The sequence below is a fragment of the Shinella sp. 838 genome, assembly GCF_029623935.1.
Classification (GTDB): Bacteria; Pseudomonadota; Alphaproteobacteria; order Rhizobiales; family Rhizobiaceae; genus Shinella.
In genome coordinates this window covers 197,093-218,774 of record NZ_JARSBQ010000011.1, presented here as the reverse complement: position 1 = coordinate 218,774, position 21,682 = coordinate 197,093, and the positions used below count along the sequence as shown (strand labels likewise).

Below are 21,682 nucleotides of genomic sequence, written 5' to 3'. Positions count from 1 at the left end.
CATGAACGCCTATCGCATGAAGCCACTCGCCTTTCCCTGGCCCCCGCTGATCTACGGCGCGGCGCTCGCGGCGGCCTTCCTGCTCCAGGCGTATTTTCCGCTCGCGGCGGCCGAGACGAACATCTGGATCGCCCGCACCGCCGGCGGCATCCTGATCCTCATGGCCATCGTGCTGGATGTCTGGGCCATGCGCACGCTGCTCGACTGCCACACGACGATCCTGCCGAACCGCTGCTCGACCCATCTCGTGACATCCGGCCCCTACCGCTTCACCCGCAACCCGATCTATCTCGGCTATACGCTGGCGACCGCCGGCATCGGCCTTGTGATGCTCAATCCCTGGTGCATCGTGACGGCCATGATCGCCGCCGTGTTGACGAGCATCGTCGCCATCAAGCGCGAGGAGCTGCACCTGCTCTCGCGCTTCGGCATCGATTTCGAACGCTATTGCAACGGGACGACGCGCTGGATCTGACGGCCGCTCAGGTGCCGACGCCGATTTCGGCAAGGCGCGTCAGGCAGGCTTCCTCGACATTGTCGAGCTCGGCCAGGGTCTCCTCGATGTCGCGTCGCTTCTGGCGCAGCTCGTCACGTTTTTCGCTGACCTTCGCCATCAGCAGTTCCAGCTGCCCCACCTCGCCCGGCGGGTCCTTGTAGACGCGGATGATGTCGCGGATCTCGGCGATGGTGAAGCCGATACGCCGGCCACGCAGGATTTCCTGGATGAGACGGCGGTCGGCCGGGCGGAAGAGGCGCGTGCGACCACGGCGCTCGGGGTTGATCAGCCCCTCGTCCTCGTAGAAGCGCAGTGTGCGGGTGGAAACCCCGAATTCGCGCGTCAGCTCGGTTATGGTATAAAACTTGTCCACGCCTGCTCCGATCTCGTCTGGGCGGACATTTTATTGACTTTTACGTATAAGTCAATTTTTGCTCTTTCCCGCTCTCTTCTCGAACGGACAACCGCCCCGTTCGTTCCCCGCAAAAACCTCAGCGGATGGCGAACCACCAGGTCGCAAGGCCAAGGAATGCGAAGAAGCCGACAATATCGGTGACCGCGGTCACGAAGACCGCGGAGGAGACGGCCGGGTCCGCCCCCGCCTTGTCGAGGAAGAGCGGAATGGCGATGCCGGCCAGCGCCGCCGCACTCATGTTGATCAGCATGGCCGCCGCGATGACGCCGCCGATATTGGCATCATGGAACCAGATACCCGCCACGAGGCCGATCATCAGGCCGAAGGCGAGGCCGTGCAGCAGGCCGACACCCGCCTCGCGCCGCACGACACGCCAGGCATTGTGGATGTCGAGGTTGCGCGTGGCGAGCGCCCGCACGGTGACGGTCATCGTCTGCGATCCCGCATTGCCGCCCATGCCGGCGACGATCGGCATCAGCACGGCGAGCGCGACGATCTCCTCGATCGTCGCCTCGAAGAGCGAGATGACCGAGGCGGCGATAAAGGCCGTCAGGAGATTGACGAGCAGCCAGGGCGCGCGCGAGCGCACCGTCTCGATGGTCGTGTCGGAGAGTTCTTCGTCGCCGACGCCGCCGAGGCGCATCAGGTCCTCCTCGGCCTCTTCCTGGATGACGTCGACCACGTCGTCGATGGTCAGGACGCCGACGAGGCGGCCGTTCTCGTCGACGACGGCCGCGGAAAGAAGGTCGTACTGCTCGAAGAGCTGGGCGGCCTCTTCCTGGTCCATCTCGGCCGGGATCGGATGGTTCGTCTCGCGCATGATCGCTTCGATCTTCTCGCCGCGCTTGGCGCGCAGCACGCGGTCAAGATCGATGGCGCCAAGCAGGCGGAAGGTCGGGTCGATGACGAAAATCTGCGAAAAGCTCTCCGGCAGGTCCGCGTCCTCCCGCAGGTAGTCGATCGTCTGGCCCACCGTCCAGAACGGCGGCACGGCGACGAACTCTGTCTGCATGCGGCGCCCGGCCGTACTTTCGGGATAATCCAGCGAGCGGCGCAGGCGGATCCGTTCGGTGAACGGCAGCTTGGAAAGGATCTCTTCCTGGTCTTCCTGGTCGAGGTCCTCAAGGATGTAGACGGCGTCGTCCGAATCCATCTCGCCGAGTGCGGCGGCGATCTGCTCGTTCGGCATGTGCTCGACGATGTCGAGACGGATCGCCTCGTCGACCTCGGTCAGCGCCGCAAGGTCGAAATCGTCGCCGAGCAGGGAGACGAGCTGGCGGCGCTGCTCCGGCTGGATCGCCTCCAGCAGGTCGCCCATTTCCGATTCATGCAGCCGCGCCACATGCCTGCGCAGGAACAGGAGGTCGCGATCGGCGATCGCCGCGCCGACATGCATGAGGAAGTCCGAGCGGATCGAACCGTCCTCGGCATAGATGTCCTCGCCATCGAAGGTACTGTGGTCTGTCTGCCCCTGATGGATACGGTCATCGTCGCCGGTGTTGTCCATCGGGCCGCTCCTTGTATCGGGCTCGTCCCGCCCGGCATGTCGGCGGCGCTGGGACGGCAGGGATTGCGTAGAGGATTCGGGCGCAACGCCCCCTCTGGGGGCGCGTTGTCTTACCTCGTGCTAACGCAAAGAGCGCAGCCGGTCCATCGCCGAACGCGGCAAAAGCCGGCCGGATGCAAAAAATTCGCAAGCTGTTGCAACATCACGATAATCACGCGATTCGCGATATCCCGGACGGGTCCGGCATTTTCCCCCTGCCGCAAACAGGCTAGGAAGGACGCACAACCGGCACCCGGAGGCCCCATGGCGATCCTTCCCATTATCAGCTACCCCGATCCGCGCCTGCGCCAGCCTTGCCGGGCGGTCGAAGTCTTCGATACGCGGCTTGCCAAGCTCGCCGAGGATCTCGCCACCACGATGCGGGCCGCCCCAGGCATCGGCATTACCGCCGCCCATGTCGGTATCCTCGAGCGGTTGACGGTGATCGAGCTCGACGGGCCGGGGTCGCTGAGGGTCTTTGTGAACCCGCATATCGAATGGTTTTCGCCGGAAGGGCAGCGCCACGCCGAAGGCAGCGTCTCCATGCCGGGCGTGACCGACGAGGTGGAGCGCCCTGCCCGTATCCGCCTCACCTACCAGGATCTTTCCGGCGCCCGGAAGACCGAAGAGGCCGACGGGCTGCTTTCGGTCTGCCTGCAGCACGAGATCGATCAGCTCGACGGCATCTTCTGGATCGACCGCCTTTCGCGGCTGAAGCGCGAGCGCATCGTCAAGAAGTACAACAAGAGCAAGGCCTGAACCGCGCAAGCTCTTCTGCGCGAAGCGGAATCGCCTATTTTTTGCGGACGGCAACGCACAGGCCCGTGAACACGTAGCTGTGCTTGCCTGAATTTGCCTTGTCCAGGCGCTTCCAGCCGTGATTGTTCATCGTCCACACCGGCTTGGTTTCGTTCGAATTGTAATAGTAGACTTGGCCGCCGCTGCTGGTGACGAGGATATTGTGAAGCCCGTCCAGACCGGAACTGGAGGGATCGCCACCATCCATCATCATATAGCTGCAGTTGTAGTAGACGTCGTCGGCAGGAAGAAGCGTTTCGGTCTGGCTCTGTCCTTTTATGAGGTTGTAGAGCCCCTCCAGTCCCCGTTTAACGTCGTTGTCCGGAAGGTAGGCCAGCGCGTTCGCCTTCTCGGTATCGTCGAATTTGATGACGGCGGACAGGTTTGTCGCGTAGTTTTTCTCGACATATTTCAGGATTCTTCGTGGGTCCGAATTCTTCTTTGCCACAAGTGCTTTGATAGCCTTGCTTCCGTCATCCTTGAAAAGGATCTTGTTCCAAATGGTGCTCTCCGCGTCCTTTTGAGTGATCGTCGAGCCTGTCAGCTCCATGATCGTGATCGCGGTGCAGTGTGCGGCACACGAATTTCCGGTTTGCGTCGGCAATGTTTTAAGCGGCATCACATCCCCCTGTCTTTGGGTAGTTGTCTACCGCAGAACTAACCCAAAAGTTGTTTCGCATTCAACTGCAACAAGGGGATATCAAGCGGCCGGGACCAGCTATCGTTAAACGCTCCTAGCGCTCGTCCGGATCTGAAACGATCTTCGGCGTCAGACAAGGTTACGAGATGAACGCAAACAGCCCAACGTTTGGTCTGAACGTGGAGTGGCTCGAAACGCTCAATGCCTGAAAACAAAAAACCCGGCTTTTCAGCCGGGTTTTTTTGGTGCGGTCGAGAAGACTCGAACTTCCACGGGTTGCCCCACAGCGACCTCAACGCTGCGCGTCTACCAATTCCGCCACGACCGCATCGTGGTAGGTGTCGTCTTGCGGCGACGGGGGTCATGTAGCAAAAGGATTTTGGGTGCACAAGGCCGTTGCGAAAGAAAAATGACGAAAAGCGAACTATTTCAACAGCGCCTGTGCAAACACACTGAAACCCCTGAAATCCTTGCAGGATCGCGCCTATATCTGGCACAACGGAACGAAAAGGACGGCCCTCATGCAGCGTCAGGACATTTCCACCTCTCTTCATGCCCTCCCCGGCTCGCCGCCGGTGCGCTGGCGCGTTGCACAGGACCTCGTCGGCTACGATGAAGCCGTCGAAACCATGGAAAAAGAGGCCACGGCGATCGCCAACGGCGAGGCAGACGAGCTTGTCTGGCTGGTCGAACATCCCCCGCTCTACACGGCCGGTACCAGCGCGGATGCAGCCGACCTCATGACGCCGGATCGCTTCCCGGTGTTTTCCACAGGCCGCGGCGGCGAATACACCTATCACGGCCCCGGCCAGCGGGTCGTCTATGTCATGCTGGATCTCAAGCGGCGGCGCCAGGACGTGCGCGCCTTCGTGGCGGCACTTGAAGAGGTCGTCATCGATACGCTGTCCTCGATGAACGTGCGCGGCGAGCGGCGCGAGGACCGGGTCGGCGTGTGGGTGCGCCGACCGAACCGTCCGCCGCTGCCGGACGGTTCACCGGCGGAGGACAAGGTGGCGGCCATCGGCATCCGCCTGCGACGCTGGGTGAGCTTTCACGGCTTCTCGCTCAATGTCGATCCGGATCTCGACCATTTTTCCGGCATCGTGCCCTGTGGTATCCGTGGTTACGGGGTGACCAGCCTCGTCGATCTCGGCCTGCCCGTCATGATGAGCGATGTGGATGTGCGCATCCGCGATTCCTTCGAGCACGTGTTCGGACCCACCGTTTCGGATGCGCACTGTCAGCCGAGCAGCCTGTCGCAGGCATAGACGATCGCATAGCCGTGCAGGACGATGGCGGCGTAGAGGCCGAATCCGGCGAGCAGGCGCTGCGGCGCAGTCATCGGGTCGAGCGCCGCCTTGGGCTTCACTCCGCCTGCGCCGATGAGGCTCAAGGCCGTGAAGACCGCAAGGCCGGCCATCAGCAGGCCGACCGGCAACCCGATCCGCCAGCCCACCCAGACAATCGCGAGCGTCACCAGGAAACTCGCGGCCAGAAGGCTGCGCCGGGTCGAAAAGACCTGCCGCAGCACCTGTCCACCGTCGAAACGGTGCATGGGCAGGAGGTTCAGGAGATTGAAGGCTCCGAGAATCAACAGGAAGATCAACAGTATCGCGCCCGTGGGGCGACCCGCCGCATCGTGCAGCGCAATGAGCGGCGGTACGAGAAAGGCCGGCATGCCGGCGCCCATCAGGGCGCACACCGCGACCTCGAAGCGCGAATTGTACGGCCGCCCGCCGACGGCGATGCCGCCGAGCAGCGGTACGAAGATCATGCGCACCCGCTGGTGCCCGAAGGCGCGGTAGGCGGCCATGTGGCCAAGCTCGTGGAGCACGATCACCACCGTCAAGAGGGTCGATAGCAGGAGGCCACGGGCATTCAGCCCGAAGAACGGCCAGAGCAGCAGTGTGGAAAGCACCGCAAGCCCCGCCTGCGTCACCGGTCGCTCCAGCACGCCGCGCACCTCGCCGCTCCCCGTCTCCAGCCACTGTTCGAGTGCCTTCATCTCCCGGCTGAGCTGGATGTAGCGGTAAAGCAGGAAGGCGACACCGCGATAGCGGTCGGTCTGCTCGACGGTCAGGGCCGTACCGCCCGCCACCGGACGTAGCGTGCGCCGCTCCACAAAATGGTGCCAGAAGGCGGCGTCGAGCGCACTGTCCTCGATCACCCGTGTTTCGCAAGCGATGGTTTCCGCCTCCGCCGCCTCGTTCACCGCCAGCATGCGGGTGATCGGGTTTCCGCGGCGGTCGGGATGGGAGAAGGTCTGCCGGACCCGTTCGGCCGACAGCCGCTCGCTGGAGAGGATCGAGGGATGCCAGTCCGCCTCTCTGCCGAGCGGACTGACGAGCGCGGCGATCCGCGGCGGGGAAGCCTTGAAGGTGCGGGTGATCTGCAGCGTCCGGCGACCGATTGGCGCCGCGATCAGCAGCCAGATCAGGCCGAGGTTGATCGCAAGAAGCAGGATGACCGAAACCGATGTCGACATGCCGTCCTCCCCGGCCGTCATGGCAGGCAGGATCAGGCTAGTGGCAATATCCTAACAAATATTAAGAATCGCTCTCCCGGTATCAGCATGCACCCTTGGCGCACAGCGCATCCACTTGCTCCGGCGTGAGCTGAGAGCCGTTCTCGCCAATCACCTTGATGCTGAAAAAGCCCTTCTCCTTGGCATCGTCGCAATAGGTCTGGGCAGCCGCAAGACCCGCGCACTTTTGCTTGTAGGTAGACCCAGCTTGCCAACCTGTGACTTCGTATTGCACGCCGCAACCCTCCATGGTTTCCGGCGAGTATACAGGACTTTGGCAAGGAGCCAAAACTTGAACGGCAAACCCATCACTCGAAGGCGATGTCGGCCTTGAGCTTGCGGCTCCTGTGCTCGCGCCAGATGATGAAGAGGCCGGAGGCGACGATGATCGCGATGCCGAGCCATTTCGACGGCGTCGGGAAGTCGCCGAAAATGGCGTAGCCGAGCACGGTGGCCGAGATGATCTCGAAATACTGGAACGGGGCGAGCAGCGAGAGCGGTGCCATGCGGAAAGCGCGCACGACCAGCATATGGGCATAGCCGGAGAGCGCACCGAGGATGACGAGCAGGATAAGGGCGAAGAGCGACCCCGGCAGCGAGAGCTCGAAATCGGCGATGCCGGCGGAATTGCCGAGGAACAACGCCGCGCCCATGAAGATCGTGCCGCCGAAGCCGGCGATGGTCTGCATGGTCAAGGGCGAATCGGCATCGCCGATCGCCCGGTTCATGAAAAGATAGATGGAGTAGAGGAAGGCGCAGGCGACCGGCAGCAGCGCCGTCCAGCCGAACAGCACGAAGCTCGGCTGGATGACGATCAGCGCACCGCCAAAGCCGACGACGATGGCGAGCCAGCGCCGCCAGCCGACCTTGTCGCCGAGGAAGGCCGCGGACATGGCGGTCAGGATGAAGGGCTCGACGAAGTAGATCGCGAAGACGTCGGCAAGCGGCATGTATTTCACCGCCGCGAAGAACAGGAGGCTTGCCGCCCCGTGGATCGCGCCGCGCAACAGGTTGAGCCAGGGCCGTTTCGGCCGCAGCATGGCGCCGCCGGCGACCGTGAAGATCAGCGGGATCGTGCAGACCACCTGGAAGAAGAAGCGGTAGAACGTCACCTGGCCCGGCGACATGCCCGCGAAGGTCGCCATGTATTTGGCGATGGCGTCCATGCAGGGGAGCAACAGCATGGCGACGGCCATCAGTGCCACGCCCTGCATCGTGCCGGCGCCGGGCTGGTCGTTGGTGCTGGTCGTGGTGTTCATCCGCGTCTCCTTCGTTTGTCTTTGCATATTCCTTTTCCGCACGCTGGCAATGCCGGAAATCGCGTCATCGGCGCGGCGCATTTGGGGCAGCCTGCCGGCGCGCCTTGCCTGTAGACTGGCGGCAATGACAATGGAGGCCGCGATGACCTTTCCCGGCGAGAGCAACACCATCCCCTTCCCTTCGGGCCGCGCCGACGGCGATACGCTCGGTGGGCGCATCTGGCGGGCGCGTGATGCGCTGGGGCTCAGCCTTGAAGACCTCGCCTCCCGCCTCGGTCTGCCGGAGGGCACGGTGAGCGGCTGGGAACGCGACCATGCCGAGCCCGAGACGAAGGCGCTGTTCATGCTGGCCGGCGTTCTCTCGGTCTCGCCCTCCTGGCTGATCGCCGGCATCGGCGAGGCGCCGGCGGACCCTTCCGGCGAGGAGCACCTGCATCCGCTGCTGCGCCAGCTGCAGGAAATCCACCAGCTGCACGACCAGACGGGCAAGGCGATCGCCGCGCTCAAAACCGAGGTCGCAAAATTGATCAAAAAAGATCAAGGCTGACATTTTTCCATTTACCGCACTTGAGAGGCCGAACCCGCTCTGCAATGGTCGGCCCGACACAGAATCCGCATAGGGAGACGAAGATGGACGTACGCGCCGCCGTTGCCGTTCAGGCTGGAAAACCACTTGAGATCATGACCGTACAGCTCGAAGGCCCGCGTGCCGGTGAGGTTCTGGTCGAGGTGAAGGCGACGGGCATCTGCCATACGGACGACTTCACCCTGTCGGGCGCCGATCCGGAAGGCCTCTTCCCGGCCATCCTCGGCCATGAGGGTGCCGGCGTGGTCGTCGATGTCGGCCCGGGCGTCACCTCCGTGAAGAAGGGCGACCATGTCATCCCGCTCTACACGCCCGAATGCCGCGAATGTTACTCCTGCCTGTCGCGCAAGACGAACCTGTGCACGGCCATCCGTTCGACCCAGGGTCAGGGCCTGATGCCCGACGGCACCTCGCGCTTCTCCATCGGCAAGGACAAGATCCACCACTATATGGGCTGCTCCACCTTCGCCAATTACACGGTCCTGCCGGAGATCGCGCTGGCCAAGGTCAATCCGGACGCGCCCTTCGACAAGATCTGCTACATCGGCTGCGGCGTGACCACCGGCATCGGCGCCGTCATCAACACGGCCAAGGTCGAGATCGGCTCGACGGCCATCGTCTTCGGCCTCGGCGGCATCGGCCTCAACGTGCTGCAGGGCCTGCGCCTTGCCGGCGCGGACATGATCGTCGGCGTCGACATCAATCCCGACCGCAAGGCATGGGGCGAAAAATTCGGCATGACGCATTTCGTCAATCCGAAGGAGGTCGAGGGCGACATCGTGCCCTATCTCGTCAACCTGACGAAGCGGAACGGCGACCTGATCGGCGGGGCGGACTATACGTTCGACTGCACGGGCAACACGAAGGTGATGCGCCAGGCGCTGGAATCGGCCCATCGCGGCTGGGGCAAGTCGGTCATCATCGGCGTTGCCGGCGCGGGACAGGAGATCTCGACGCGTCCGTTCCAGCTCGTCACCGGCCGCCAGTGGATGGGCACGGCCTTCGGCGGCGCGCGCGGGCGTACCGACGTTCCGAAGATCGTCGACTGGTACATGGACGGCAAGATCCAGATCGACCCGATGATCACCCACACCATGCCGCTCGACGAGATCAACACTGGCTTCGACCTCATGCATGCCGGTACGTCCATCCGCGGCGTCGTCGTCTATTGACGGGCATGGCACCCTATCTGATCGACGTGCGGAGGATGGCAGCATTCTCCGCCGTCGAGCTTTATGCCCTCCTGAAACTGCGTGTCGACGTCTTCGTCGTCGAGCAGGCCTGCGTCTATCCCGAACTCGACGGCAAGGACGAAGATGCCCGGCATCTGCGGCTGCTGATCGACGGCGAGACGGCCGCCTATGCCCGCCTGTGGCAACCGGAGAACGGGGCACCGCGCATCGGCCGCGTCCTCGTTTCGCCTAAGCATCGCGGCAGGGGCCTCGGCGAGGCCCTGATGCGCGAAGCGATATCGGCCTGCGAGGCGCATTTCCCCGGGCAACCGATCGCCCTGTCCGCGCAAAGCCATCTGGAACGCTTCTACCGGTCCTTCGGTTTCGTGCCGACATCGGGAGAATATGTCGAGGACGGCATTGCCCATATCGACATGCAGCGTCCCGCCGGCCATTCTTGAACCTGCGCAGAGCCACCGAAATACAGGAAATTGCGGCGCCATGATCTACGTTGACGCGGATGCGTGCCCGGTAAAGGCCGAAATCCTCAAGGTGGCGGAACGCCATGGCATGGAGGTGACCTTCGTCGCCAATTCGGGCCTGCGCCCCTCGCGCGACCCGATGGTGCGCAACATCATCGTCTCCGGCGCCTTCGACGCCGCGGACAACTGGATCGCCGATCACGTTAGTGCAGACGACATCGTCGTGACGGCCGACGTGCCGCTTGCCGTGCGCTGCGTCGAGAAGGGCGCGCATGTCACCGGCCCCACCGGCCGGCTCTTCGACAAGACGAATATCGGCATGGCGAGCGCGATGCGCGATCTCGGCGCGCACCTGCGCGAAACCGGCGAGAGCAAGGGCTATAACGCCGCCTTCTCCCCGCGCGACCGGTCCGCCTTCCTCGAAATGCTCGACCGGCTTTGCCGCCGGGCGAAGAGCGCGCAGGCTGGGCCCTCCCCATGACACGTTCGCCGGGGCCGAGGATCTATGGCAGGCACCTGCCCTTCTATGTCGGCGCCGGCGCAGCCGCTGTCAGCCTTCTCGTCGCACTCTGGTTCAAGCCGGATTTTTCGATCGACATCGCGGCTGTCGTCTTCTTCCTCTGCTATCTCCTCCTGACCGCATGGCGCGTGCCGCGCCTGACCGCCGCCCATCTCGAACATTATGCGACGGACACCGACGAGCCGATCGCGGTCATCTTCGCCGTCACCGTCGCAGCCGTCGCCGTTTCCACGGGCTCGCTCTTCGTGGTGCTCAACCGACCGGCCGCCTCACTCGGGGAGTTCGCACTCGCCTTCGCCTCCGTCGCGCTCGGCTGGCTGACCATCCACACCATGGCGGCCATGCACTATGCCCATCTCTACTGGCGTCCCGGCAATCTTGACGAAGGGAACGGCCTCGATTTTCCCGGCAAGGCCGAGCCCGGCGCCTACGACTTCCTCTATTTCGCCTTCGTCATCGGCATGACGGCACAGACCTCGGATGTCGCGATCACCTCCACGGCGATGCGCAAGGTCAACCTGCTGCACGCGGTCGTTTCCTTCTTCTTCAATACGGTGCTGGTCGCCGCCGCAGTCAATGCGGCGGTGTCGCTCGCGTCCTGAACCATACGGAGTTTCCAGATGAAAGTGCTTTCCCAGAACACGGCCTTCGGCGGCATGCAGGGTGTGTTCGCCCATGATTCGGAGGCCTGCAAATGCGAGATGACCTTTGCCGTCTTCGTGCCGCCGCAGGCGATCCGGGAGCCGCGTCCGGTGCTCTGGTATCTGTCCGGCCTGACCTGCAGCCACGCCAATGTCATGGAAAAGGGCGAATACCGGCGCATGGCCGCCGAACTCGGCCTCATCGTCGTGTGCCCGGACACCAGCCCGCGCGGCAATGACGTGCCGGACGAGATCACCAACTGGCAGATGGGCAAGGGCGCCGGCTTCTATCTCGACGCCACCGAAGCGCCCTGGGCAGAGCACTACCGGATGTACAGCTACGTGACGGAGGAACTGCCGAACTTCGTCAGCCAGCATTTCCGCATGGACATGACACGCCAGGGCATTATCGGCCATTCGATGGGTGGCCATGGCGCCATGACGATCGCGCTCAAGAACCCGGACCGCTTCAGGAGCTGCTCGGCCTTCGCGCCGATCGTCGAGCCTTCCACCGCCGACTGGTCGGTCCCGGCCTTCGAAAAGTATCTCGGCGCCGACAAGGCGGCATGGCGGGAATACGATGCCTGCGCCCTTGTCGCCGATGGTGCCCGCTTCCCGGAATTCCTCATCGACCAGGGCAAGGCGGACGGTTTTCTGGAAAACGGCCTGCGTCCCTGGCTGTTCGAGGATGCGGTCAAGGATACGGACATCGGGCTGACGCTGCGCATGCACGAGCGCTACGACCATTCCTATTACTTCATCTCGACCTTCATGGACGACCATCTGAAGTGGCATGCCGAACGCCTCGGCTGAGCCGGTGTCATGGCGGGCGCGCATGGCTGGCATGCCGCCCCCGACCTTGCCCTTCGCCGTCCCCCGCGTATAGTCCGGACCGGTAGACGGCTGCCGCTGGAGCACATCCGGTCACGACTGCGGGGACGGCCTCGCTCCCTTCATGGAGTGGGCAATGCCCTGGATCTATCTCATGCTCGCCGGCCTTTTCGAAATCGGCTGGGCGATCGGCCTCAAATACACCGACGGCTTCACCAAACCGCTGCCCACCGCGCTCACCGCCGGCTCGATGATCATCTCCATCGTGCTGCTCGGCCTTGCCGTGAAGACACTGCCGATCGGCACCGCCTATGCGATCTGGACCGGCATCGGCACGGTCGGCACCGTAATGCTCGGCATCATCCTCTTCGCCGAGCCGGTAACCGCCGTTCGCATGGGCTGCATCGCCCTCATCGTCACCGGCATCCTCGGCCTGAAATTTGCGGCCTAGCGACGGTTGTCGAGGGCGAAGGCGCCTGGCCCCGCGGCTGTCAGATACAGGAAGACGAAGCAGAACAGGATCGCGGCATCGCCGCGATTGTTGACGGGGAAGAAGTCCTGCGGCGCATGCGCCATGAAATAGGCGACCGCCATGAAGCCGCAGAGCACGAAAGCCACCGGCCGCGTGAAGAGGCCGAGAAGGATGAGAACCCCGCCGACGATCTCCAATGCGCCGGCCGCGCCGATCAGGTTCATGAGGTCGCCGAAAGGCTGTTCGGCTGGCGGAAAATTGAAGAATTTCTGCGTGCCGTGCTCGATGAAGAGCAGCGCCGTCATGATGCGCAGCGCCGCCAGCGCTTGCGGCCGGTAGGCGGATAGTCCGTCGAGCATGCGGTTCACCCCTCTCCATTTTTCCGAGAGAGGGAGGCTAGCATGCTTTGTCCGTGGTTTCGCCTGGCGGATGGACCTTTTGCCTTGGGATCAGTCGCAGCTGATCGCCTGCGTGACGACGCAGGGCGCGATCTTCTTCGTGGAGCCCTCCGGCAAAGCGCGCGAGCGCACGCTGAGCGCCGCTTCGGTGGGAATGACGAGCGGTCGCTTCTGTCCACCCGAATAGGCCTGGACGGAGGTCGTCGCCGCCGTGCGCCGCTTGCCGCCGGCATTTTTGCGGCCCTTGCCGGGACGCTTGCCATGCGGCGCCTTGGCGTTTGCGACGGGTGCGAGGTGATAGGCCAGCGCCACGCGTTTGGCGATCGCATCGCCCAGCGCCGCCTCGCGGCCCTTGCGTTCCGGCATGAAGCTGTTGATCGTCAGCGTCCGGCTCGCTGCAGCCCCGGGCCCGCTCAGCGTGACCGTGACACGCGCCGTGCTCTCTCCGTCGCGGCCCTGCCTGACGCCGGAAACCCGCACATCCATCGTCGCGCGGTCGATCGCGACAGCGCGGCGCGTAGCCCTTGCGGCCCGTTTCAGGTGCTCGCCGGTGCGCTTCAGCACCGTGGCGGACGCACTGTCGTCACCACTGACGACGACCTTGCGGATATCGCGGACCGGAAAAGCCTCATCGGCGCTTGCGGCAAGGGGCATGGAAAGGAGAAGGCTTGCGGAAAGAAGCGTGCGAACGAGGAACTGCATGAAAATACCGGTATGCGATGTCGGATTTCGGCCGCGTGCCAAAATGGTGCGGACCTCTTAACAAAGTCTTTTCAGCGCGGAATTTCCGCAAGAACGGCGGCGGCGACGTCCATTTCCGCCCGGCGCAGTTCACGGCGGCGGAAGGCTTCCTCGTCCGTGCCCCAATGTTCGATCTGCCAGTCCTCGTCGACATGGGCGAGCGCCCAGGCCCTGTCGGCGTCGATGACACCCTCCGCAAGCGCCAGCGCCAGAAGCGCCGAACCGGTAAGCGTCGTCACGGTGTGCAGGCAGGCAAGCGCCAATGGATCGCGGAAGCTGGAAAGCGCCTCGGAAAAGGCCTCGATCGCCGGCGCCGGCTGTTCCTGATGCATCACGCCTTCGATGAGAATGAAGCGCGCGCCCCGGTTATCGGCCGCCCAGCGGAGGATCGGATCCCAGCCCTCGCGCTGCCGTTCGACGAGCCCGGCCGGTGAATCCGCGCGATAGCAGAGCATGTCCGTGCCGGCAAAGCGCACGATCTCGTCGAAGACCGCGTCGAAGTTCTCCGCGACACCGTCGACGGCCGTGTTGACGAGGCGGGTCACCGGCATCTTCGCCGGATCGATCTCCTCGCCCTGCCCGTCCCATTCGGCGACGAGACGCGTAGCGATCGGTTGTGTCGGCACGGCAAGGAGTTTCTTACCGGGCGTACGCACCGGGCGGCCGTCGAGCAGGATGCGATGGCCCTCCTCCACCTTGTCGGTCGAGACCTCCTTGTAGAAGCGCTTCGGCAAAGGGCGCTTCATCTGGATCTGCGCGCGGCGCACCGGATCGGGATCGCTCATCGCATCGGAAAGGTCGCTCAGAATGTCACGCATCGGAAATCTCCAGCCATTCGAGGAGGTCGGCGGGCGTGCGCAGGATATGGTCCGCGCCAGCCTCGACCAGTTCGGGCACACTGGCATAGCCCCAGGAAACGCCGATCGCCTTCGCGCCCGCCGCTTTCGCCATCTGCATATCGTAAATCGCGTCGCCGATGACAACCGTGCGGGTCGCATCGATGCCCGCCTCGCTGCAGCATTCGGTCACCATGGCCGGGTGCGGCTTGGAGGGGCAGTCGTCCGCCGTGCGCGAGACGAAGAAGGTCTTGTCGAAGCCGTGCGCGGCGCGGATGAGGTCGAGGCCGCGGCGGGATTTGCCGGTGACGGCACCAAGGATCAGGTCGTCTTGCCGTTCGAGGCGCGCCATCATGGCGGCGATGCCGGGAAAGAGCGGCTCCTGGAAACCGGGTTCGGCGCGCACGCCGGAATAGGCCGCCTTGTAGTGTGCGGTCATCGCCAGCGCCTCGTCGTCGACATGCGGCTTGCCCTGCATGCGGGCAATGGCGATGTCGAGCGTCAGGCCGATGATCGCCTTGGTCTCGGAAATATCCGGCCGCGCATGGCCGAAATCGACGAAGGTGCGCGCCATGACCTCATGGATCAGGTTGACGCTGTCGACCAGCGTGCCGTCGCAATCAAAGAGAACGAGCCGCATCAGTCTTCCTCGTCCGCCGCGTTCTGGTCGAAGCCGAAGAGGTTCCAGGTCTGCACCATGTGCGGCGGCAGCGGCGCGGTGACGCGCAGGCGCCCGCCATTGGGGTGCGGAATGTCGATGCGGCGGGCATGGAGGTGCAGGCGGTTCTGTACGCCGCCGGGGAAATTCCAGTTGACGTCGGCCTCGAAATATTTGGGATCGCCGAGGATCGGGTGGCCGATATGGGCAGCGTGGACGCGCAGCTGGTGCGTACGGCCGGTATAGGGCTCCATTTCAAGCCAGGCAAAATTCTGGGCGGCCTGCTCGATGACCCGGTAGAAGGACACGGCATGATCGGCGCCGTCCTCGCCGTGTTTGGCGATGCGCATCCGGTCGCCATCCGGCGTTTGCTCCTTGACGAGCCAGGTCGAGATCTTGTCCTCATGCTTCTTCGGCACGCCCATCACCAGCGACCAATAGGTCTTCTTGGTATCGCGCTCGCGGAAGGCGGCCGTCAGCTTCTGCGCCGCACCGCGCGTGCGGGCTATGACGAGCACGCCCGACGTGTCGCGGTCGAGCCGGTGCACGAGGCGCGGCTTTTCACCCTTCTGGTTGGTCCAGGCCTCGAGCATCTGGTCGATATGGCGATTGACGCCGGAACCACCCTGCACGGCGATGCCGGCCGGCTTGTTGAGCACGATGACCTTGTCGTCCTCATGCAGCAACATGCGAGAGAGCAGTTCGTGATCGGAGGAATGCTTTAGATCGCGACCGGCTATGGGTCCGCCCTTCGCAGCCTTGGCATCGACCTCCATCGGGGGGATGCGGATCATCTGTCCCGGCTGTACGCGGGTATCGCTCTTGACGCGGCCGCCATCGATGCGCACCTGGCCGGAGCGCAGCAATTTCTGGAGCGGGCCGAAGCCGAGGCCCGGATAGTGGATCTTGAACCACCGGTCGAGCCGCATGCCCGCCTCGTCGTTCTCCACCTGCTTGTGTTCGATGCCTGCCATGTCAGCCTTCTTTCGTTGCGCCGTGCTTTAGCGCAAGAACCGGCTGAGGGGAACCGTCTAGAATGCGCGGAAGGTCAGCGTCGTCAGCGAGCGCACGATGCCCGGAATGGAGGCGACGTGATCGTTGATGAACTTGCCGATATCCTCCTCGCTGTCGACATAGATTTTCAGGAGCAGATCGTAGTCGCCACTCGTCGAATAGAGCTCCGAAATGAGTTCCGTAGCGTAAAGCGCATCGGCAACTTCGTAGGTTTTGCCCGGAGCGCATTGCAATTGCACGAAAATCGGCTTCATCGGTCCTCCCGCGCCATCGGCGGCATGCTTGTTGCCGCCCGATTCCGGCGGCCTACAGTGCTTCTTATGACGGAATTCCGCCGGCAAAGGCAAGGCCGGCCGAAATTCGCACAGACCGTTAAAATTCGATGAAAATGCAACCCTTGCGGTTCATGTCTCGGAAAGGCGCAACTGTTAAATTGCGAGAACGTAACCAACACCGTAGAACGCCATGACACAGATCGTGACAGTTTCGCCGGCAACGGCCGCTTATGCATCACAAGGGATGCGGCTGCAGACGCGCGCGAACACGCTTTTCGAGGAACGCATCCACGCCTGGAGCCAGGACGCCAAGGTTCGGGGTGACGCCCGCGCGATCGCCGCGCTCAATGTCATCCAGCCGCCGGCCCTCGCGCTCGCGCTGATCACGGCGCCCGGAGGCACGCCGCAGGTAACGGTCGCCGAGGCACAACGCCTCTATGACGAGAACGAACTGCCCGCCCTCCCGGAATCCGCCTGATCCTCCCCACAGAAACAGCCGTCCTCCGACCTCTGGCCCCCTCGGGGGCCTTTTCTTTGCAGCCCTCTCCCGGCCCTTTCCCGCTACGACAAAAATTCGCTTGGGAGCGACGCAACGCTCTTGCCAAAGCGCAGGCAACGCCGTTATCTGGAGACAACCTCGCTGGGAGAAGCTGGCCGTCCGACCACGGGCATGGCCAGTGCCGAAGGAGCAACCGCCCCGGAAACTCTCAGGCAAAAGGACCAGCAAGGTGCCGTCGTAACTCTGGAGAGAAGCGTTTTTCGAGCGCTCGCCGAAGGGATAACAATCTCAGGCGAAGGGACAGAGGGGGCTCAGGAGAGCGGCGCGAGAGCGCCGGGATTGTGAGCCGGTGCCCGTTAGATCGTGGGCGCCACAAGACTGGAGGGCGCCTTTTGGACGAAACGTCTGAACTCAAGAAAACCCCGCTTCATGCGCTGAACGTTTCGCTCGGCGGACGCATGGTGCCGTTCGCCGGCTATGAGATGCCGGTGCAATACGCTGCCGGCGTGATGAAGGAGCATCTGCACACCCGCGGGGCCGCCGGCCTCTTTGACGTGTCCCACATGGGCCAGGTGACTGTGCGCGCCCGCTCCGGCGACAATGCCGACGCCGCTCGCGCGCTGGAGACGCTGGTGCCGGTCGACGTGCTCGGCCTCGGCGAAGGCCGCCAGCGCTATGCCCTTTTCACCAATGACGAAGGCGGCATCCAGGACGACCTGATGATCGCCAACCGCGGCGACCATTTCTACGTCGTCGTCAATGCTGCCTGCAAGGACGCGGATTTCGCCCATATGCAGGCGAAGATCGGCGATGTCTGCGAACTGACATTACATGACGACCGCGCCCTCATCGCCCTGCAGGGCCCGCATGCCGAGGCCGTGCTTGCCGAACTCTGGGCGGACGTCTCCTCGATGCGCTTCATGGACGTGCGCGCCTGCGACCTGCACGATGCCGACTGCATCGTCTCGCGCTCGGGCTATACGGGTGAGGACGGTTTCGAGATTTCCATCCCCGCCAGCCTCGCCGAAGCGGTCTGTCGCCGCCTGCTCGACCATCCGGACGTGTTGCCGATCGGCCTTGGCGCGCGCGATTCGCTGCGTCTTGAAGCCGGCCTCTGCCTCTACGGCAACGACATCGACACGACGACGACGCCGGTGGAAGCCGGTCTCGAATGGGCGATCCAGAAGGTGCGCCGCACGGGTGGCGAGCGCGCCGGCGGTTTTCCGGGCGCCGCTGTTATCCTCGACCAGCTTGAGAACGGTGCCTCGCGCCGTCGTGTCGGCCTGAGGGCGGAAGGCCGGGCGCCGGTGCGCGGCGGTGCGGTGCTTGCCACCGACGCCGAGGGCGAGGATGTCGTCGGCACCGTCACCTCTGGCGGCTTCGGCCCGAATGCCGACGGCCCGGTGGCCATGGGTTACGTCACCAAGTCCGCGATCGCGCCCGGCACCCAGCTCTATGCCGGCGTGCGCGGAAAATTCCTACCCGTCACCGTCGCGGCGATGCCCTTCGTCAAGAACACCTTCAAACGCTGACCAGCGAACAGATTTTCCCAGGAGAGGAACGAACATGCTGAAATTCACCGAAGAACACGAGTGGCTGAAGATCGAGGGCGGCGTCGCGACCGTCGGCATCACGCAGCACGCAGCCGAACAGCTCGGCGATCTCGTCTTCGTGGAACTGCCCGAGGTCGGCGCGACCTTCGACAAGGGTGGCGATGCCGCGACCGTCGAAAGCGTCAAGGCCGCCTCCGACGTCTATTGTCCGCTTGACGGCGAGATCGTCGAGGTCAACGAAGCGATCACCGCCGATCCCTCTCTCGTCAACAGCGACCCGCAGGGCGCCGGCTGGTTCTTCAAGCTGAAGCTCGCCAACCCGTCCGATGCGGACGCGCTGCTCGACGAAGCCGCCTACAAGGAGCTTGTCGGCTGATGTCTCTCCCCAAGGATTTCGCCTTTACCGATTACCAGCCCTACGATTTCGCCAACCGTCGCCATATCGGCCCCTCGCCGAAGGAGATGGAAGCGATGCTGAAGGTGATCGGCTATGACAGCCTCGACGCGCTGATCGACGACACCGTGCCGAAATCGATCCGGCAGGAAAAGCCGCTCGAATGGGGCGCGGCGATGACCGAGCGCGAAGCGCTCGACAAGCTGCGCGAGACCGCCAACCGCAACAAGAAGCTCGTCTCGCTGATCGGCCAGGGCTACTACGGCACGATCACCCCGCCGGTCGTCCAGCGCAACATCCTGGAGAACCCCGCCTGGTACACGGCCTATACGCCCTACCAGCCGGAAATCAGCCAGGGCCGTCTTGAAGCGCTGCTCAACTATCAGACCATGGTCTGCGACCTGACCGGCCTCGATGTCGCCAACGCCTCGCTGCTCGATGAAGCGACGGCCGCCGCCGAAGCCATGGCCATGGCCGAGCGCGTCTCGAAGTCGAAGGCAAAGGCCTTCTTCGTCGACGAGAACTGCCACCCGCAGACCATCGCGCTCCTGAAGACCCGTTCCGAGCCACTTGGCTGGAGCGTCATCGTCGGCGACCCCTTCACCGATCTCGACCCCGTCGACGTGTTCGGCGCGATCTTCCAGTATCCCGGCACCTACGGTCATGTGCGTGACTTCTCGGGCCTCATCTCGCGTCTGCACCAGACCGGTGCCATCGCCGTCGTCGCGGCCGATCCGCTGGCCCTCGCCCTCCTGAAATCGCCCGGCGACATGGATGCGGATATCGCCATCGGCTGCACCCAGCGTTTCGGCGTGCCGGTCGGTTACGGCGGGCCGCATGCGGCCTATATGGCGGTCAAGGACGCCTACAAGCGCTCCATGCCCGGTCGCCTCGTCGGCGTTTCCATCGACGCGCGCGGCAACCGCGCCTACCGCCTGTCGCTGCAGACCCGCGAACAGCACATCCGTCGCGAGAAGGCGACGTCGAACATCTGCACCGCGCAGGTGCTGCTCGCCGTCATGGCCTCCATGTATGCCGTATTCCACGGCCCGCAGGGCCTGAAGGCGATCGCGCAGAGCGTGCACCAGAAGACCGTGCGCCTCGCCAAGGGCCTCGAGAAGCTGGGTTACACGGTCGAGCCCGAGGTCTTCTTCGACACGATCACCGTGCATGTCGGCAAGTTGCAGGGCATCATCCTGAAGACCGCTGTCGCGGAAGAGGTCAACCTTCGCAAGATCGGTGACGACCGCATCGGCATCAGTCTCGACGAGCGCTCGCGCCCCGTCACGCTGGAAGCCGTCTGGCGCGCCTTCGGCGGCGATTTCGAGGTGGCCGAATTCGAGCCGGACTACCGTCTGCCGGAAGACCTGCTGCGCACCAGCGAATACCTGACGCATCCGATCTTCCACATGAACCGCGCGGAAAGCGAGATGGTGCGCTACATCCGCCGCCTCTCCGACCGCGACCTCGCGCTCGACCGCGCGATGATTCCGCTCGGTTCCTGCACGATGAAACTCAATGCGACAGCGGAAATGCTGCCGATCACCTGGCCGGAATTTGCAGAAATCCATCCCTTCGTTCCGGCCGACCAGGCGCAGGGTTATCGCTACCTCATCGAGGACCTGTCGCAGAAACTCTGCGACATCACCGGCTACGACGCCGTTTCCATGCAGCCGAACTCCGGCGCACAGGGCGAATATGCCGGCCTGCTGACCATCCGCGCCTACCACCTCGCCAACGGCAACACGCACCGCGACGTCTGCCTCATCCCGACCTCCGCGCACGGCACCAATCCGGCCTCCGCCCAGATGGTCGGCATGAAGGTCGTCGTCGTGAAGGTGTCTGACAACGGCGACATCGACATGGACGATTTCCGTGCGAAAGCAGAGCAGTACGCGGAAAACCTCTCGTGCTGCATGATCACGTACCCCTCCACGCACGGCGTCTTTGAGGAGAACGTGCGCGAGATCTGCGAGATCGTCCACAAGCACGGCGGCCAGGTCTATATCGACGGCGCCAACATGAACGCCATGGTGGGCCTTGCCCGCCCCGGCGATATCGGCGGCGACGTCAGCCACCTCAACCTGCACAAGACCTTCTGCATCCCGCATGGCGGCGGCGGTCCCGGCATGGGCCCGATCGGCGTCAAGGCGCACCTTGCGCCATACCTGCCGGGTCATCCCGATATTCCGGGTCTCGGCGGCACCGGTGCGGTCTCGGCAGCGCCCTTCGGCTCTGCCTCGATCCTGCCGATCTCGTGGAGCTACTGCCTGATGATGGGCGGTGCTGGCCTGACGCAGGCGACGAAGGTGGCGATCCTTAACGCCAACTACATCGCCGCCCGTCTCAAGGGCGCCTATGACGTGCTCTACACGTCCTCCAGGGGCCGCGTGGCGCACGAGTGCATCATCGACACGCGCCCGCTTGCCGAAAGCGCCGGCGTTACCGTCGACGACGTCGCCAAGCGGCTGATCGACTGTGGCTTCCACGCCCCGACCATGAGCTGGCCGGTGGCCGGCACGCTGATGATCGAGCCGACCGAATCGGAGACCAAGGCCGAGATCGATCGTTTCTGCGAGGCGATGCTGGCGATCCGCGAGGAAGCCCGCGCCATCGAGAACGGCACGATGGACAAGGTCAACAACCCGCTGAAGAACGCCCCGCACACGGTGGAAGACCTCGTCGGCGAATGGGACCGCCCCTATTCGCGCGAACAGGCCTGCTACCCGCCGGGCGCCTTCCGGGTGGACAAGTACTGGTCGCCGGTCAACCGCGTCGACAACGTCTACGGCGACCGCAACCTCGTCTGCTCCTGCCCGCCGCTCGAGGACTACGCGGAAGCCGCCGAGTAAGCATTGCAAGACTTTGAGCCCCGGCCGATCCTATCGGCCGGGGCTTTTTCATTGCGGGCAGGGAAAGATTGGCGGTGGGG

26 protein-coding genes, 1 tRNA gene and 1 riboswitch are annotated in these 21,682 nt (G+C 63.9%); of the genes, 14 read left to right on the top strand and 13 right to left on the bottom strand.

All coding sequences use genetic code 11. From position 1 onward, the window contains the following. Position 1: 1 nt before the first annotated feature. Positions 2-475: a methyltransferase family protein gene (locus tag P9A16_RS26660; protein ID WP_023514261.1), complete on the top strand. Its 474-nt coding sequence runs from the start codon at positions 2-4 to the stop codon at positions 473-475. 7 nt (positions 476-482) lie between these two features. Here the strand turns inward: P9A16_RS26660 and P9A16_RS26655 are convergent, their stop codons facing one another. Then, the gene (locus P9A16_RS26655) at positions 483-869 is read right to left on the bottom strand and encodes a MerR family transcriptional regulator (protein ID WP_023514262.1); all 387 of its coding nucleotides are present in this window, start codon (positions 867-869) and stop codon (positions 483-485) included. 118 nt (positions 870-987) lie between these two features. Next, entirely contained in the window at positions 988-2,418 is a 1,431-nt protein-coding gene (gene mgtE, locus P9A16_RS26650; RefSeq protein WP_023514263.1) for a magnesium transporter, read from the bottom strand. 303 nt (positions 2,419-2,721) lie between these two features. On the opposite strand from mgtE, the gene P9A16_RS26645 reads away from it, so the two are divergent. Beyond that, positions 2,722-3,216 carry a peptide deformylase gene (locus P9A16_RS26645; protein ID WP_023514264.1) on the top strand — a complete coding sequence of 165 codons (495 nt, stop codon included), beginning with the start codon at positions 2,722-2,724 and terminating at the stop codon, positions 3,214-3,216. A gap of 34 nt (positions 3,217-3,250) precedes the next feature. On the opposite strand, the gene P9A16_RS26640 is transcribed toward P9A16_RS26645, so the two are convergent. Both P9A16_RS26640 and P9A16_RS26635 read right to left on the bottom strand, forming a co-directional pair. Further along, positions 3,251-3,874 (bottom strand): hypothetical protein, encoded by a 624-nt coding sequence (locus P9A16_RS26640; RefSeq protein ID WP_024271054.1) that lies wholly within the window; start codon positions 3,872-3,874, stop codon positions 3,251-3,253. 264 nt (positions 3,875-4,138) lie between these two features. After that, a tRNA-Leu gene (locus P9A16_RS26635) sits at positions 4,139-4,223 on the bottom strand. Between the two features lie 193 nt (positions 4,224-4,416). On the opposite strand from P9A16_RS26635, the gene lipB reads away from it, so the two are divergent. Further along, a complete protein-coding gene (gene lipB / locus P9A16_RS26630; protein WP_023515314.1) occupies positions 4,417-5,163 on the top strand; it encodes a lipoyl(octanoyl) transferase LipB in 747 nt (248 codons plus the stop codon). Here lipB and P9A16_RS26625 read toward each other — a convergent pair. The 3 genes from P9A16_RS26625 to P9A16_RS26615 all read right to left on the bottom strand — a co-directional run bounded on the left by P9A16_RS26625 (position 5,136) and on the right by P9A16_RS26615 (position 7,678). Next, entirely contained in the window at positions 5,136-6,380 is a 1,245-nt protein-coding gene (locus P9A16_RS26625) for a hypothetical protein (protein ID WP_023515313.1), read from the bottom strand. The two genes, lipB and P9A16_RS26625, sit on opposite strands and share 28 nt — an antisense overlap. A gap of 82 nt (positions 6,381-6,462) precedes the next feature. Further along, the gene (locus tag P9A16_RS26620) at positions 6,463-6,654 is read right to left on the bottom strand and encodes a hypothetical protein (RefSeq protein WP_023515312.1); all 192 of its coding nucleotides are present in this window, start codon (positions 6,652-6,654) and stop codon (positions 6,463-6,465) included. A 73-nt stretch (positions 6,655-6,727) separates the two neighbouring features. Beyond that, on the bottom strand, positions 6,728-7,678 hold the full coding sequence (locus P9A16_RS26615; protein ID WP_023515311.1) for a DMT family transporter: 951 nt from the start codon (positions 7,676-7,678) through the stop codon (positions 6,728-6,730). Between the two features lie 142 nt (positions 7,679-7,820). On the opposite strand from P9A16_RS26615, the gene P9A16_RS26610 reads away from it, so the two are divergent. The 7 genes from P9A16_RS26610 to P9A16_RS26580 all read left to right on the top strand — a co-directional run bounded on the left by P9A16_RS26610 (position 7,821) and on the right by P9A16_RS26580 (position 12,361). Continuing rightward, positions 7,821-8,225 (top strand): helix-turn-helix domain-containing protein, encoded by a 405-nt coding sequence (locus P9A16_RS26610; RefSeq protein WP_336620625.1) that lies wholly within the window; start codon positions 7,821-7,823, stop codon positions 8,223-8,225. 83 nt (positions 8,226-8,308) lie between these two features. Beyond that, complete coding sequence (locus tag P9A16_RS26605) at positions 8,309-9,436, top strand: S-(hydroxymethyl)glutathione dehydrogenase/class III alcohol dehydrogenase (protein ID WP_023515309.1); 1,128 nt, start codon at positions 8,309-8,311, stop codon at positions 9,434-9,436. A gap of 35 nt (positions 9,437-9,471) precedes the next feature. Further along, entirely contained in the window at positions 9,472-9,897 is a 426-nt protein-coding gene (locus P9A16_RS26600; protein ID WP_245290414.1) for a GNAT family N-acetyltransferase, read from the top strand. Between the two features lie 40 nt (positions 9,898-9,937). Beyond that, positions 9,938-10,399, top strand: coding sequence for a YaiI/YqxD family protein (locus P9A16_RS26595; RefSeq protein ID WP_023515307.1), 462 nt, complete (start codon positions 9,938-9,940; stop codon positions 10,397-10,399). Continuing rightward, positions 10,396-11,040, top strand: a complete 645-nt coding sequence (locus P9A16_RS26590) for a DUF1345 domain-containing protein (RefSeq protein ID WP_023515306.1) — start codon at positions 10,396-10,398, stop codon at positions 11,038-11,040. Before P9A16_RS26595 ends, P9A16_RS26590 begins: the two co-directional genes overlap by 4 nt. Positions 11,041-11,058: 18 nt before the next feature. Next, complete coding sequence (gene fghA / locus P9A16_RS26585; protein ID WP_023515305.1) at positions 11,059-11,892, top strand: S-formylglutathione hydrolase; 834 nt, start codon at positions 11,059-11,061, stop codon at positions 11,890-11,892. Between the two features lie 154 nt (positions 11,893-12,046). Then, positions 12,047-12,361, top strand: a complete 315-nt coding sequence (locus tag P9A16_RS26580) for a DMT family transporter (RefSeq protein ID WP_023515304.1) — start codon at positions 12,047-12,049, stop codon at positions 12,359-12,361. On the opposite strand, the gene P9A16_RS26575 is transcribed toward P9A16_RS26580, so the two are convergent. The 6 genes from P9A16_RS26575 to P9A16_RS26550 all read right to left on the bottom strand — a co-directional run bounded on the left by P9A16_RS26575 (position 12,358) and on the right by P9A16_RS26550 (position 16,283). Then, positions 12,358-12,741: a DoxX family protein gene (locus P9A16_RS26575; RefSeq protein WP_023515303.1), complete on the bottom strand. Its 384-nt coding sequence runs from the start codon at positions 12,739-12,741 to the stop codon at positions 12,358-12,360. The two genes, P9A16_RS26580 and P9A16_RS26575, sit on opposite strands and share 4 nt — an antisense overlap. A 90-nt stretch (positions 12,742-12,831) precedes the next feature. Beyond that, positions 12,832-13,482, bottom strand: a complete 651-nt coding sequence (locus P9A16_RS26570; RefSeq protein WP_023515302.1) for a hypothetical protein — start codon at positions 13,480-13,482, stop codon at positions 12,832-12,834. Positions 13,483-13,553: 71 nt separating this feature from the next. Further along, complete coding sequence (locus tag P9A16_RS26565) at positions 13,554-14,339, bottom strand: ATP12 family chaperone protein (RefSeq protein ID WP_023515301.1); 786 nt, start codon at positions 14,337-14,339, stop codon at positions 13,554-13,556. Further along, positions 14,332-14,997, bottom strand: a complete 666-nt coding sequence (locus P9A16_RS26560) for an HAD-IA family hydrolase (RefSeq protein ID WP_023515300.1) — start codon at positions 14,995-14,997, stop codon at positions 14,332-14,334. The genes P9A16_RS26565 and P9A16_RS26560 overlap by 8 nt, the downstream gene beginning before the upstream one ends. Further along, positions 14,997-15,989 carry an RluA family pseudouridine synthase gene (locus P9A16_RS26555; RefSeq protein ID WP_023515299.1) on the bottom strand — a complete coding sequence of 331 codons (993 nt, stop codon included), beginning with the start codon at positions 15,987-15,989 and terminating at the stop codon, positions 14,997-14,999. Before P9A16_RS26555 ends, P9A16_RS26560 begins: the two co-directional genes overlap by 1 nt. Before the next feature lie 57 nt (positions 15,990-16,046). Then, positions 16,047-16,283 carry an Lrp/AsnC ligand binding domain-containing protein gene (locus tag P9A16_RS26550; protein WP_024271053.1) on the bottom strand — a complete coding sequence of 79 codons (237 nt, stop codon included), beginning with the start codon at positions 16,281-16,283 and terminating at the stop codon, positions 16,047-16,049. 211 nt (positions 16,284-16,494) lie between these two features. Between P9A16_RS26550 and P9A16_RS26545 the strand changes: the two genes are divergently transcribed. From P9A16_RS26545 to gcvP, 4 genes are all read left to right on the top strand, one after another. Next, entirely contained in the window at positions 16,495-16,782 is a 288-nt protein-coding gene (locus P9A16_RS26545) for a hypothetical protein (RefSeq protein WP_023516894.1), read from the top strand. Positions 16,783-16,935: 153 nt separating this feature from the next. Beyond that, positions 16,936-17,037: riboswitch (glycine riboswitch) on the top strand. 158 nt (positions 17,038-17,195) lie between these two features. Continuing rightward, complete coding sequence (gene gcvT / locus P9A16_RS26540) at positions 17,196-18,335, top strand: glycine cleavage system aminomethyltransferase GcvT (RefSeq protein WP_023516893.1); 1,140 nt, start codon at positions 17,196-17,198, stop codon at positions 18,333-18,335. A 34-nt stretch (positions 18,336-18,369) separates the two neighbouring features. Continuing rightward, positions 18,370-18,732, top strand: coding sequence for a glycine cleavage system protein GcvH (gcvH, locus tag P9A16_RS26535; RefSeq protein WP_023516892.1), 363 nt, complete (start codon positions 18,370-18,372; stop codon positions 18,730-18,732). Then, on the top strand, positions 18,732-21,602 hold the full coding sequence (gcvP, locus tag P9A16_RS26530; RefSeq protein WP_024271052.1) for an aminomethyl-transferring glycine dehydrogenase: 2,871 nt from the start codon (positions 18,732-18,734) through the stop codon (positions 21,600-21,602). The genes gcvH and gcvP overlap by 1 nt, the downstream gene beginning before the upstream one ends. Positions 21,603-21,682: the final 80 nt, after the last annotated feature.